We start from the raw sequence: 13,562 nt of genomic DNA on the forward strand, positions 1-13,562 counted from the left end.
AAACCAGTACTGTAAAGTACTGGTTTTTAAATAGCTTGAACAATATTGGATGAATCGTCATTATTTTGTTTAATCCAAATTGGCGAGAGCTTGAATGGACTTGATTAAAATTTTCATAGCCGGTTCATAATTATCCAAATGAAAATATTCATCAATTTGGTGAGCAGTAGATTCTTGACCAATAAAGCGGGTCCCAAAACAAACACCACGCGGCATCAAACGGCCAAAAGAGGCACCAGCCGAAACATTTAAATGAGTCGCTTGACCCATCACTTGTTTGTAAATCAACAACAGCTGACTGACCACCGGGTCTTGAGCTGAAACAAGATGCGGCTTCAAACCATCATCTTGAACATTGACAGTTATCCAAGGAAAACGTTTTTCAATCATACTTGCTGCTTGATGTTCGTCAAAACCAATTGGATAACGTAAATTCAGGTTTATTTTAGCAGTCTGGTTTATCTGCCAATCAAGGATACCGGCATTCAGAGTTGTCTTACCCATTTCTTTTGTTGTGACACCAATACCTAACTGCTCAGCAAAATAATCATTGTGAAGTATTTTAGCGAGAAAGGTTAACCAGTGAGTTGCATTTTCATCAAAATCAAAATTCAATAAAAAAACAGCCAAATAAGTAGCGGCATTTTTGCCCTCATCAGGGGTCGAGCCATGGGTTGAAAAACCGTTTAATGTGATTTGTAAACCATCATCGGCCGCCTTTAACTCACCGGTTAAGTCTGTTACTTGTAAAAACGATTGGAATAATTGATAACTTTGTTTAAAATCAGCATTTTTGATAAAAGCTTTAGCAACTCCTGGTACGATATTGGAGGCTTTGCCGGCATGAAAAGAGATCAATTGAGTCTTACTAGGGTCATCAATATCAGCATTAGACAATAGGTCTAAATGTGCAATACCCTTTTCAGCATTTTCAACGATGAAATCACCATCAGGTGAAAAACCTAATTCTGGTCGGCCCTCGGCGGCAAAATAAGCGGCCATATCCTGCCAATCATTCTCTTCATCGCTACCAATGATTAATCGAACCTTATTTTTAAAGGTCGCCGCTTGATCCTTTAAGAGTTTTAATGTGTAATAACTCAGCATATCCGACCCTTTCATATCGTCAGACCCTCGGCCATACAGACGATTGCCGACAACTGTACCAGCAAAAGGTTCGTAGTGCCATAATTCCTGATCAACGGGCACAACATCGACATGAATCAAAATGCCAACTGTTTTTTCAGCATTGCTAGGGCCGATTTCAATATAGCCAGCACGATTGTCAATGATGCCGATTTTTTGAAAACCATCCCTTGTTGCGAAGGACAATAGTTTATCCAATGCTGCTTTGGGTCCCGGTCCATAAGGCTGCCGGATATCAGCATGGTCATTGTCCCTAACAGAATTTACAGCCAATAATTCTTTAAAATCTCGTAACCACTGTTCACGATTTGTTTTTATAGCTATTTCATCAGACATTGCCAGCCTCCACATCAGAAATAAAAGCAGATAAATGTTTAAAAAAAGCTTCAGGGTGATCTTGAGCATGCGAGTGGCCACCATTTTTAGTCATCGCAAAATGCCCGCGAGTCAGGATTCGAACTGATCTTTGCATCGAAGCGACTGACATGGTGTCAAATTCGCCAACCGTTTCAAGGACAGGAATATCAATTTCATTCAAACGATCAGAAACCTGCCAGCCTTTCATCGCACCTGTCACAACGAACTCATTGTTGCCTTGAAAATGATTATAAACAGCTTCGGCCATCATAGCCATGCCAGCATCAGGATTGTAATTTGGATCGCGATTTAAATGCGCACGGTACAATTTGATGAGATTTTCATGATAATGAGAACCAGAAAAGTTACCAGCAGCTTCAATTTTTTTCATATAATTGAATTCATCGCTGCCAAACATTTCCAATAGTTCTTGATTGATCTGTTTCACATAATCTTGAATATTATCGTTCATTGAAAAAACGATACCAGCCTTCAAATGACTGCGATAGTCGGCACGCAACATATATTCATAAGTCAAAAGGCCACCCCAAGAATGACCTAATAAATAAAAATGATCCAGACCAAATAGTTGTCGCACTTCCTCAACTTCATTAACATAATAGTCAATCGTTAAATATTTATCTATGTTTTCAGTCTTCGAAAAATCAGGCGATTCGCTATGGAAAGAACCCAATTGTTCATAAACAAAAATTTCCGCATTCATGTTTGCGAATTGTTCTAGCTGATCGGCCCAGGTTATAAATTCATCAGCATCATCACCAGGACCACCGTGCAGCGCTAGAATCTTGATCGGTGCTTTGGCATCGCCATAACGCACCCCCCACAGGTCATAGCCGTTTTTTAAATGTAAAATTTGTGTTTTATGTTTCATTCGTTATACTGGGTCTGAATAAATAGCTTGTCCCGTTGCTCCTTTTTTAATAAATCAATATATTCCTCTAAAGAAAGTCGTTGACCACTAATAAATTGTGCATTCTCTCGACCAACGTAACGAAAATGCCAAGACTCATATTTCACGCCAGTAAAAGCCTCTTTGCCCTTTGGAAAACGCAAAATAAAACCGAACTTTGGTGCATTACTAATCAGCCATTGCTGTGAAGGCAATTGATCAGCTTCGGGATATAAATCTCCTTTTTCTTTTAGAAAACTGCTATCGATGATGTCGACTGCTAGACCGGTATGGTGTTCTGAAGCTCCAGGTGCCTGCAAATAAGCTAAAACTTGTTTGACTGCATCCCGATCTGAAAAACCTTGTTTTGTATATACTGTCAGCGAATTATCGAACAGTTTTTGCTGCTGTGCGATAGAACGGTAGCCTGATACCAAGGTTAGCTTAAACATCTTTTTTTCAGCGGCCGCTAAAAAAGCCAATAAGTTTTCCAAAATACTAACATCAAAGGATTCGCGACCAATTTTAAATTTTCTAAAAGCAATTTCGGAACGCAATTTATGCTTACGATTCACCAATTTTAACAAAGGATTGTCTAAGTAGGCATCATTTGGAAGTGTTTGTTTTATTTTTGCCATAATTGATCTCTCACTTGTGAAAATAGCTCCTTCGTCTGAGTATAACGCGTATCTCGGTCGCGCAACTGCGAACTTTCTAGCCCTAGCAATTCTAATAAATATTGTTTCTGATTCATTTTAAAAAAAGCAACTAGATCGTCTTCTTTAGCGCCGTTTGCAATCGAGATCGTGACTAAATCAGCATCATTTAAAAAAACATTCGGATTTTTAATTTTAATGGCTTGTCGATCTGATTGGAAAACAAGCTCCGGTTGTTTGGCTAACTCAAGCATTTCTGGAAAATCGTTAAATAATTTATTCAGGATTTTTAACAAGGATCTGGCAGTCATGTGGCTGTCTTGTATGAGTTGATCATCATCATTTTGATCCGAAACAGTAAAAAAATCATCTTTAATTTTTAATTGCTCGAAAAAATGACTTGTTTCGCAACGCCAATTATGATCATTGCCGAAAACTGTATTAATCAGTAAAAAGGCAGCTGTTTTATCAGAAAGGATCATCAAAATCTCAATTGCTTGTTTGACTGATAGCAATTCTCCTGTCGATAACTTTATTTTTGCTGACGGGTCCTTTTCCGAAAAAGAATGAGCAGCATCGCTCACAATGATCGGTGCATTAAACGCCAGATCATGGCTTCTAATGGCAGCTAAACTTTCATACAAAATAACAAATTTATCTAACTGACCGGTCGCCAGCAGTTCTGTAGACTTTTTTTCAGCAAGAATTCTGCCATTCAATTCAGCACACAAGCCGGATTCAGCAGCAATTTGAAACTCAGTCATGAAAGTTATCCCAAATTAATGCACCAATTTTCGAAAACAGGTCAACAATTTCTATTCGACTTACAATTTTCGGATCATATTTCGTTAACAGCACAGCAATCGTTTTTTGATTTTTTTCGTCAAATAGAATAGCATCATGATCAATACCGATCCCTTCACCGGTTTTATTAAAAAAATCCACCTTTTCTTCACCGGATTCAGCAAAAGAAATCTCAAACTTGTCCAAAGACTGTTGATTAAAAAGTGCTTTTTTAGCGAGCGGAAAAGCCATTAAATTCGTTAACGCTGCCGCCAGATCATAAACAGTGGTCTGATTATCTTTTGGATTCGTAAAATCCATGAATTTTCTCGATAGCCGTGTTGAGGGGTAATGTCGGCTAATCCATTGACTAAGTTTTTCAATACCGATAAAATCAATCAATTGATTAGACGCCGTATTATCAGAAAGTGCCAGCATCATCATGATCAAGTCTGCTAATGAAAAACGTTTTTCATCTAAAATCGGCGTAATGCCAGCACCAAAAACCGTCTCTCGAATCTCATATTTAGTATTTTTTAATTCATCAATTGAAAAATTTGAACAGTAATAATCAGCAATCATCAATTTGATAACGCTGGCGCTAGGCATAGTCTGATCACCATGCAAAATGAACTGGTTATCGTTTGTTGATAAATAAAAGGCAAAATCAATTCTTGCGTCAAAAGGATCAAGAACCGCTTTAATTTTTTGACTCATTTCCGAGAAAGTTACAACCATGTCAGTCCTCTTAAAGCTGCTGTTTCGATGAATGTTGAGTTAAAAGTGAAGGATTTCTGATTACGCTTGATCCAGCCTTGAAAAATTTCTTCTTGAAACATTAAAGGCGAGTCTAAGTCAACATACTTAACAATTGGATAGGCATTTGCTAAAGCAGCTGAAAAAGCTATACCGATGTTTGACTCGATCATGCAGCCAAGCATGGCTGGTTTTTCAATTGATTCAGCATAATCCAATAGTGCTTTAGCTTGTGAAATGCTGCCAGCTTTTTCTAATTTAACGTTATAGCCATCGAAATCAACACCAGCCCTGAGTTTGCGAGCATCATTGAATTCATGGATCGATTCATCAAGAATGATCGGAAAATTAAATTGCTTGACGAGTTGATCGTACTCATCTTCATATCCAATCGCTAAAGGCTGTTCAACTATTTCGATCGGCAATTTTTTTTTGCGAGGCTAGCTGATTAAATTGCAAGCTTTGTCGGACATTCCAAGCCTGGTTTGCATCGATACGAAAGGAAATTTTTGGAAATGCTTTAACCAGACGACTTAATTTTTGAATTTCTTCAGGGATAGCGTTTTCCCCGACTTTTATCTTTAAAATTGAAAAACCTTGATCAACAATTTTCTGAGCTTCGACTTGCATTTGCCGATCATCATTAATGCTCAAGGTAAAGTCCGTACCGATCTGTCCCTTTGCCGGGGCAAAAAAATCAGCTAAATTACCATGCTGATCTTTAACAAGTAAATCTAAGAATGCCTCACTGACCGAATTTCTGGCGGCAGAATTCTGTGTAATCAATTTTGCAACAAAGCTATCAAATTTACCAATGTTTTCAAAATTTTTACCAAGAATCGCTGGAAAAATGATCTGCCTTAAAACACCAACGATGCTTGCATCACTATCGCCGGTCACGCGCAGTGAAGGAACCGCCTCTCCGTAACCGAAATGGCCTTGTTCTGATTTTAATTGAACAATCCAGCCATTCGCTGTGTTTTGAGCGTGTAATGCAGTTTTGAAAGTCGTTTTCAAAGCTACCGAATAATGGGCTAACTGACATGCAATAATCTTCATACAATCTAGCCTACTAAAAAATCAGCTCCTTGGCTGATTTTTAATCAATATTCAAGCAAAGCTTTAAATGGAACATTATCAATTTTCATGATATTTTCACGCCCATTAAGGTCTTCGAGTTCAATAAAGAACCCAGTACCAACAACGATCCCGCCTAGTTGGCGAACCAAGTTCATCGTCGCTGTGATCGTACCACCAGTTGCTAACAAATCATCAACGATAAAAACACGCTGGCCTGGTTGGATGGCATCAACATGCATTTGCAATTCGCTGTGACCATATTCCAAACCATATTTAGCGTTAACAGATTTGCGGGGAAGCTTGCCATATTTACGTGCTGGCACAAAACCGATACCCATTTGATATGCCATTGGCGATCCAACCACGAAGCCGCGAGCCTCAGGACCAGCAATGATATCAGGATGAAGCGGACGCGCGAAATCAATTAATTGATTGATCGCTTGGCGGTAGGCTGCACCGTTTCCGATCAACGGATTGATGTCACGAAACATAACTCCTTTTTCCGGAAAATCCGGCGTTGTTGCAATATAATCGTGTAAATCAATTTCCATTTTCTGCTCGCTTTCGATAAGTATCCGACTCGGATAATTCAGCATGTTTTGCTTCTGGCAAGACAAAAACAACGCCATTTACAATTTTAACAAATCCTAATTCTAAAAATACTTTTTGATAGAAATCATTTGGTGAATATAAAACATCTTGTGCGTAATAGTGTTTGTACATACGTGTAAAAGTGAGTCGATCAGGCAAATTTTCTTCACTTTTAATATCTAAAGCAATCAGTTGCAGTGACTGCCGCTGCTGCCATTCATTCAAAGATAAGGTACCAACAATTGATAAGGTCTCGCCAATTTGGATTTTGCCAATTAAATCTGGTCGATTGAAGAATAGAATATCACCATTAAAACCAATCACTTTTAATTTAAAGTGTTTTCCTGCCGACCCTAAAATTTGACTATTTGCCAAACGAACATGTTTCAATTCTAAAATTGGCTGCGGATTCGCTTCACCAAATGGCGCTAACTTTCTTAACTGCTGAAAAGTCTGAATAGATAAATCTTGGGCTTGAACTTGAGCGTCAACCTGCATTTTTTCGCTTTGAAAACGGTAATCATGTGCATTGATTTTAGCAGCGAATTTGTCTAAGTCTACCGCTTTTAAGCTCAATCCAGCCGCTTGCTTGTGGCCGCCAAAGGATATAAACAGAGTATCCGCTTTTTTCAAAGCTGCAAAAATATCAAAATCAGAAACACTGCGGGCTGAACCTTTGGCAATGCCGTCACGAATTGAAAAAACAACTGCTGGACGACCGAATGCAGAAGATAAGCGACCAGCCACGATGCCGATCACGCCTTCATGCCAATTATCACCAGCTGCAATAATGACATCCTTTCCCTGTGGGGAAACTTGTTTTTTCGCTACATCGTAAATTTTTTCAACTTCTTTTTGACGTTGTTTATTCAAATGTTCCACCTGATCAACGATCTTGACGATTTTTTTCTCGTTATCGCTCACCAATAACTCAACACCAGTGGCCGCATCAGCCATTCGGCCGAGTGAATTCAGTCGAGGCGCAATTTTAAAAGCGACATCAACAGCAGACAAGTTATTCAGTTTCAAATCCGCCTTCTCCGCCAGCTTTAAAAGGCCTAGATTCCTGCCGTCTTTGAGCAGCTGCAAACCTTTTTTGATCAAAATCCGATTTTCACCAATCAAAGGCATCACATCGGCAATTTCTCCAACGGCTGTTAAAGGCAAAAATTGTTCTGCTTGTTTGTCGCCTAATAAGTATTCAGCAATTTTGTAAGCAATGCCAGCCGCCGATAAATCCTTAAAAGAATAATCAGGCGACAATTCCGGATGAATGATCACCTTAGCTCTTGGCAATTTCTCAGGCAATTCATGATGATCTGCAATCAAAACATCCACACCATTCTGGTTGGCCAATTCGACTGCGTCATAGCCGGAAATACCATTATCAATTGCAAAAATAATCGCAGCACCAGTATCAATGAGATGCTGATAGACTACTAAATTCGGTCCATAACCATCTTTAAAGCGATTCGGAATATAATAATCGACTTTCGCACCAATAAGGCGCAAAGTCTTCATCAAAATTGCGCTACTCGTAATACCATCTGCATCATAATCGCCATAAATCACAATTTTTTCTTGTTTAGCAACAGCTGTTTCTAAACGTCTTTTCAACAAATCTATCTGACTCAAATGACTTGGATCAATCAATATTTTGCTATCTAAATCAAAAAAGCGTTGAATCGCAGGTAATGATGAAAAACGGTTGGCTAAAACGCGACTGGTCAATTGATTGAAAGCGAAATGGTGAACGATAGCCTGAATCAAACGCCCATCCGGATTTTTCTCTATCCAAGGATATTGATTATCCAGCATTAACTTGATCTTTCCGTTCAGATTTTTTAGCCGGGATATCAAAAACTTCCAAGTCGTGAGCAATTTCAGTATTCGGAAAAACGGACTTCGCTTGTTTGACCAATTGATCAGCCATATGTCCCAGATAGCGAGCAGAAATATGTGTCAAAATCAATCCTTTAGCACCAGCTTTTTTAGCATGCTCGGCCGCTTGAACAGAAGTAGAATGTCCATGTTTTTTAGCCATGACACTGTTATCGCCATCATAGGTGGCTTCATGAACCAAAACATCGGCATTTTTTGCCGCATCAATAATCGCTGGTGTCTCTTTCGTATCTAAAACAATCGCGACAATTCGACCAGGCCGATCCGAGCCAACGAACTCTTGGCCGTTGATGACACGTCCATCAGAAAGTTTGATCGTCTGACCAGCTTTTATTTTGCCAAAAACTGGACCGGATTGAAGACCTAGATCCAGCAGTTTCTGTACCTCCAACTCACCCACCGTATCTTTTTCAACGACTCGATAGGCATAGTCTTCGATGCCATGATTCATTGCGAAAGCCGATACTGAAAATTGTTTATCATTAAAAATCACGCCTGTATGGACCTGAACAAAATTGACGCGATACTGCAGACGGACTTGTGCCGCTCTCAGCACAGAAAAAACAAATTGCTGCAAAGCTGCTGGTCCATAAATGGTTAAATCCGTCGGTCTCCCACCATCGATAATTTCCGATCCTTGAAAATTACGAGAAGTCAAAAATCCTGGCAAGCCAAAAATATGGTCGCCATGCATGTGCGTGATAAAAATCTTTGTAACTTTGCGCGATCGCGTATTCGATTTTAATAATTGGTGCTGCGTTGCTTCACCAACATCAAAAAGCCAAACCTCATTTCTCTCGTCTAAAAGACGTAAAGCAATTGAAGTGACATTTCGCTGTTTGCTCGGCTGACCTGCCCCGGTTCCTAAAAATTCTAATTCCATAAGTTATTTAATCTTCAAACTCAAAAGCGAAATCTGCGTCTTCAATATAGACCATGTCGCCATCTTTAGCTCCCGCTTCTCTTAATTTGTCATCAACGCCAAAGGCACGCAGCTGTCTTGCAAAACGCCGTAATGATTCTTCAGTCGTTCGATTCGTCATTTTAGCCAATCTTGAAATTCGATCACTCACGATCAGCCAATCATCACCATCCTGTTCGATCTGGAAATCCATTGCCTTATCATCTTTGAACTCATAAAGACGATCGCTATCGGAGACAGTTTTGTCAGGCGAAACCTGGGGCGTTTTATCCAGTAAATCAGCAACTTTTAGCAAAAGTACTCTTGTGCCAGTCTGTGCAACTGATGAAATCTCTTCGACTGGCTGATTGATTTGGTGATCAGCCAAAGCTTGTTTAAAGCTTTCAAGGTTTGCTTTAGAACTTGGCAGATCCATTTTTGTGGCGACAATAATCATCGGTCTATCTAATAAACGAGGATCATAAGTTGTTAATTCTTCATTAATCTGCTGATATGCTTCAAAGGGTGTAATGCCTAAACCAGATTCTTCACTCATATCAACCATGTGCAGTAGGACACGCGTACGTTCAACATGACGCAGAAATTCAAAACCGAGGCCAATGCCCTTTGATGCACCTTTGATCAACCCGGGTAAATCAGCGATCGTGAAATCACGCCCATCCGATAATTGGACCATCCCCAAGTTGGGGTCAATTGTCGTAAAATGATAAGCTGCGATTTTCGGACGAGCTGCTGTCACAACAGACAAAAAGGTCGACTTGCCAGCCGAAGGAAAACCTACTAAACCGACATCGGCTAAAACACGCAACTCCAGCTTTACTTTCAGGACTTGACCGGGTTCGCCGTTTTCAGAAATTTCAGGCGCCGGGTTGGCTGGTGTTGCAAAACGCATGTTGCCGCGTCCACCACGACCACCATGAGCGATCATAAATTCTTTGCCATTTTCAGTCAGATCTGCGAGCTGCTGATTAGTTTCTGCGTTGGAAACAATTGTCCCAGCTGGTACTTTCACATACAGGTCATTAGCCGAAGCTCCAGTCATCCCTTTAGTACCGCCTTTTTCACCGTGCTTAGCACGAAAATGACGATTATAACGAAAATCCATTAGTGTTCGCAGGCCTTCATCGACGACGAAATAAATATCACCGCCTTTACCACCATCACCACCAAAAGGACCGCCTAATGGGACAAATTTTTCATGACGAAAAGAAATAATTCCATCACCGCCGTTACCGGCTTTTACTTCAATTGTTGCTTGATCTACAAATGCCATCTTATCTATTATACAGGTCTATTCTTTTTCAAATTTCCGCTTCAAAACAATCTTTTTATTTTCAGATTTGACAATTGCTGAAACGGATACCTTAACTAAGGTTGCTACTTTATCGCCCAGTCCTAGTGCTTTAATATCTTCAATGGAAGCATCAGCGATTTTTGGCAAAGAACCAAAACGACGCATCAGTTTGATCCTTGATTTTGGTCCGACACCAGCGATCTCATCCAAACGCGAAGACAAGTTGGTTTTTGTCCTTAATTGCCGATGGAAAGTAATAACAAAACGATGAACTTCATCTTGGATTCGTTGTAATAAATAGAAACCTTGCGAATGCGGATCCAAAAACAGGTGTTCACCTTGCGAATTCAGCAGATCTGCCGTCTGATGTTTATCATTTTTGATCATAGCCGCTACGGGAATATCGATGCTTAATTCCGATAACGCCTTTTCAGCCGCATGCAGCTGAATTTCACCGCCATCCATCAAAATCAAATCTGGATACATCTGTCCTTCATCGCGTAAGCGTGTATATCGTCGTGTGATGACTTCAAAAGTTGCTTTCGCCTCGTCTTGGCCAGTTGGTGTTCTTAATTTATAGCGACGATAAAGATTTTTGTTTGGCTGGCCATCTTCAAAAACAACTAGTGCCGATACATAATTACTGCCCTGTGTATTGGAATGGTCAAAAGATTCGAAACGATGACCTTGCGGTAATTTCAAAGCATCCGTAATCTCTTTCATCGCACCGATCGTTTTTTGTTCGTTTAATTCCATGAGACGGAATTTGTCTTCTAGTGTGATTTGAGCATTTTTTTCAGCCAAAGCTAGTAGATCACGCTTTTCACCCCGGGCAGGTGTCCGCACAGAAATTTCCAAAGTTTCAGCTAATAAATGTGTATCAACACCCTTCGGTACAAGCACTTCCTTGGGTTTTTGAGCATTTTTTTGACCGTAAAACTGCTGAATATAAGACTCCAGTTCTTCGTTAGCGGAATCGACTAATGAGAAGGTCTCCTTCTGCTGACGCAATAAACGGCCTTGCCGCAAAAAGAAAGTTTCAACTGTCATCCAGCCTTTATCCATATAATAATTAAATAAATCACGCGGCGTATGATCATTTTGCAAGACTCGCTGATTTTCAACCGTTTGATCAATGAACTGCAAGCGATCACGAAAATCAGCCGCCAATTCATACTCTGTCTTATCAGAAGCATCTTTCATTTTCTGTTTGATATCGGAAATCGCAGCTCGAGTCTCGCCATTAAGAAAATGTGTGATCGCATTGATATTTTTATCATATTCCGCTTGAGGCACTTCGTGCCAACAGGCACCTAAACACTGTCCCATGGAATAATAAAGACAAGGTCTGCCTTGATAACCATTGCAGCGCCGCAAGGGATAAGTTGCTTGTAAAAAATGCAGTGTTTCAGAAGCAGCATAAACATTCGGATACGGGCCAAAGTACGTACCGTGATCATGCTTGAGCGTGTTAGCCAAAATTAAGCGCGGATCGCGTTCATTCGTAATTTCCAAATATGGATACGAACCAGAAAATTTTAGCCGAATATTAAAATAGGGCCGATAACGTTTTATTAAAGTATTTTCTAGTAAAAAAGCCTCTTTATCGGAATTTGTAACAATAAATTCAAAATCACGAATAGTTGCCACGAGTTCGGCTGTTTTGCCAGTATGTTCAGCCTTAAAATACGAGCGAACGCGGTTTTTAAGATTTTTTGCTTTACCAACATAGATAATCTTGCCGTTTTTATCCTTCATTTGATATGAACCAGGCTGATTGGGCAGCAAGGCTAATTTTTGTTCGATCAAATCAGAAGCCACGCTAAAATTATATACAAATCTACGTTAAAATATTCTCCAATGCTTAATAAGCTGAATCACAATCGAAACTATCGTCTAACAAGCGGTCTGATCTTTACTTATGCCGTTCTATTTATCGTTGCCAGTATTTTTAATAGTTATATTCCATTAGCCAGGGCTTATATTTGGAATATTTTTCTTGCACTGATGCCTTTGCTTTTTGCCTTGATTATTGAAATTTTCTACAAAAGTAAAAGCAGTCCTGTTTTGATCGGTATTTTAGCTTTCGTCTGGCTAGTAACTTTCCCTAATTCCCCTTATATGGTCACAGACCTAGCTCACTTAAATTTGTATCGCGTGTCTTATGGGCTGAATATTTCAACATTGCATTCGGCTTGGTTTGGTGTTCTGTTCGCAACTTTTGCAATTATTACGGGCGTTTTAATGGGGATGCTGTCTTTTTATATCATCGATGAAATAGTTCGCGAAAAGTTTGGATCCTTAATGGCCTGGCTATTTTCAATACTCGTCAGCTTATTGGCCGGCTTTGGTATTTTTCTCGGCCGCTTTCCAAGATTCAATTCTTGGGATATCGTTAAACGACCAAAATATTTATTACAAATGATCGTCAGCCAGATGGACAAGCATACTTTAGGATTTGTGATTTTGTTTGCTGTCATGACCCTGGCGCTATATTGGCTCTTCTATCTGATTTTTGATGTAGATACAGTAGGAAAAACCGATAAAATTAATTAAAAGAGGTAGACGATGGCTAGAATTCAAAAAATGGAAAACGATCCCTATAAAAAAATAGAAAATCTGTTTATCATGCCGGACGATGAAAAAGAAAATGCATCGCGCAAAAAAGCATTAGGACAAAAAGATGCTGTTAATAAAAATAAAAAAGTCAGTGATAAAGAAAAGAAATGATCAAATCGATTTTTCTAGTTTATCAAGCAGCTGTTCTAATAGCGCTCGATCATTTTGATTCCAATCAGTAAAAACGGCAGCGTCAATTCTCGCTAGTTCAGCCGCAATTTGTTTGACATCGGCTTGGCCTTTTTCTGTGACTGAATAGATCAACTGTCTTTTATCTCGACCAGTTGCAATTTTATCTAACAGCTCTTTTTTCACAGCTGATTTCAATTGTCGACTCAGTGTTGAGGTATCCAATTTTGTGGCTTTTGATATCTTTTCTTGTGTGTCAAGACTAGATTCAATTAATAGCAAAAGTCGATGTTCGGCAATTGTCATACCAAAAGACTTCATCAATTTGATGAGTTTCTCAGTATATCGTGCATCAGCACTTCTTAAACTTTCCAAAGCTGTCTTCATAATTAGTCTTTGTATACTGCAATAAATTAT

The 13,562-nt window shown here is 39.4% G+C and carries 15 protein-coding genes; 2 read left to right on the plus strand and 13 right to left on the minus strand.

What is annotated here, in order from left to right:
• Positions 1-69: 69 nt before the first annotated feature.
• The 12 genes from pepV to uvrC are packed head-to-tail and all read right to left on the minus strand — an operon-like array spanning position 70 to position 12,218.
• A complete protein-coding gene (gene pepV, locus DLJ48_RS08020; protein ID WP_128686947.1) occupies positions 70-1,497 on the minus strand; it encodes a dipeptidase PepV in 1,428 nt (475 codons plus the stop codon).
• A complete protein-coding gene (locus DLJ48_RS08025; RefSeq protein WP_128686948.1) occupies positions 1,475-2,395 on the minus strand; it encodes a proline iminopeptidase-family hydrolase in 921 nt (306 codons plus the stop codon). The genes pepV and DLJ48_RS08025 overlap by 23 nt, the downstream gene beginning before the upstream one ends.
• Positions 2,392-3,051 carry a M15 family metallopeptidase gene (locus tag DLJ48_RS08030; protein WP_128686949.1) on the minus strand — a complete coding sequence of 220 codons (660 nt, stop codon included), beginning with the start codon at positions 3,049-3,051 and terminating at the stop codon, positions 2,392-2,394. The genes DLJ48_RS08025 and DLJ48_RS08030 overlap by 4 nt, the downstream gene beginning before the upstream one ends.
• Positions 3,039-3,833, minus strand: coding sequence for a serine hydrolase (locus tag DLJ48_RS08035; RefSeq protein WP_128686950.1), 795 nt, complete (start codon positions 3,831-3,833; stop codon positions 3,039-3,041). Before DLJ48_RS08035 ends, DLJ48_RS08030 begins: the two co-directional genes overlap by 13 nt.
• A complete protein-coding gene (locus DLJ48_RS08040; protein ID WP_128686951.1) occupies positions 3,826-4,590 on the minus strand; it encodes a serine hydrolase in 765 nt (254 codons plus the stop codon). Before DLJ48_RS08040 ends, DLJ48_RS08035 begins: the two co-directional genes overlap by 8 nt.
• Positions 4,581-5,033, minus strand: coding sequence for an enolase C-terminal domain-like protein (locus tag DLJ48_RS08655; RefSeq protein WP_274597001.1), 453 nt, complete (start codon positions 5,031-5,033; stop codon positions 4,581-4,583). Before DLJ48_RS08655 ends, DLJ48_RS08040 begins: the two co-directional genes overlap by 10 nt.
• Entirely contained in the window at positions 5,014-5,667 is a 654-nt protein-coding gene (locus DLJ48_RS08660) for an enolase C-terminal domain-like protein (RefSeq protein WP_274597002.1), read from the minus strand. The genes DLJ48_RS08655 and DLJ48_RS08660 overlap by 20 nt, the downstream gene beginning before the upstream one ends.
• A gap of 44 nt (positions 5,668-5,711) precedes the next feature.
• Complete coding sequence (locus tag DLJ48_RS08050; protein ID WP_128686952.1) at positions 5,712-6,239, minus strand: adenine phosphoribosyltransferase; 528 nt, start codon at positions 6,237-6,239, stop codon at positions 5,712-5,714.
• Positions 6,229-8,097: a single-stranded-DNA-specific exonuclease RecJ gene (gene recJ / locus DLJ48_RS08055; RefSeq protein ID WP_128686953.1), complete on the minus strand. Its 1,869-nt coding sequence runs from the start codon at positions 8,095-8,097 to the stop codon at positions 6,229-6,231. Before recJ ends, DLJ48_RS08050 begins: the two co-directional genes overlap by 11 nt.
• Positions 8,087-9,064, minus strand: a complete 978-nt coding sequence (gene rnz, locus DLJ48_RS08060; RefSeq protein WP_128686954.1) for a ribonuclease Z — start codon at positions 9,062-9,064, stop codon at positions 8,087-8,089. Before rnz ends, recJ begins: the two co-directional genes overlap by 11 nt.
• Positions 9,065-9,071: 7 nt before the next feature.
• A complete protein-coding gene (gene obgE, locus DLJ48_RS08065; RefSeq protein ID WP_128686955.1) occupies positions 9,072-10,376 on the minus strand; it encodes a GTPase ObgE in 1,305 nt (434 codons plus the stop codon).
• 18 nt (positions 10,377-10,394) lie between these two features.
• Entirely contained in the window at positions 10,395-12,218 is a 1,824-nt protein-coding gene (uvrC, locus tag DLJ48_RS08070) for an excinuclease ABC subunit UvrC (RefSeq protein WP_128686956.1), read from the minus strand.
• 39 nt (positions 12,219-12,257) lie between these two features.
• Here uvrC and DLJ48_RS08075 point away from each other — a divergent pair, with 39 nt between their 5' ends.
• Together DLJ48_RS08075 and DLJ48_RS08475 are read left to right on the plus strand one after the other, a co-directional pair.
• Positions 12,258-12,953 carry a DUF1361 domain-containing protein gene (locus DLJ48_RS08075; protein WP_243148584.1) on the plus strand — a complete coding sequence of 232 codons (696 nt, stop codon included), beginning with the start codon at positions 12,258-12,260 and terminating at the stop codon, positions 12,951-12,953.
• A 12-nt stretch (positions 12,954-12,965) separates the two neighbouring features.
• Positions 12,966-13,127, plus strand: coding sequence for a hypothetical protein (locus DLJ48_RS08475; protein WP_165438702.1), 162 nt, complete (start codon positions 12,966-12,968; stop codon positions 13,125-13,127).
• On the opposite strand, the gene DLJ48_RS08080 is transcribed toward DLJ48_RS08475, so the two are convergent.
• A complete protein-coding gene (locus DLJ48_RS08080; RefSeq protein ID WP_128686957.1) occupies positions 13,128-13,532 on the minus strand; it encodes a MarR family winged helix-turn-helix transcriptional regulator in 405 nt (134 codons plus the stop codon).
• Positions 13,533-13,562 lie beyond the last annotated feature (30 nt).

Source organism: Oenococcus sicerae (assembly GCF_004102045.2).
Taxonomy (GTDB): Bacteria; Bacillota; Bacilli; order Lactobacillales; family Lactobacillaceae; genus Oenococcus; species Oenococcus sicerae.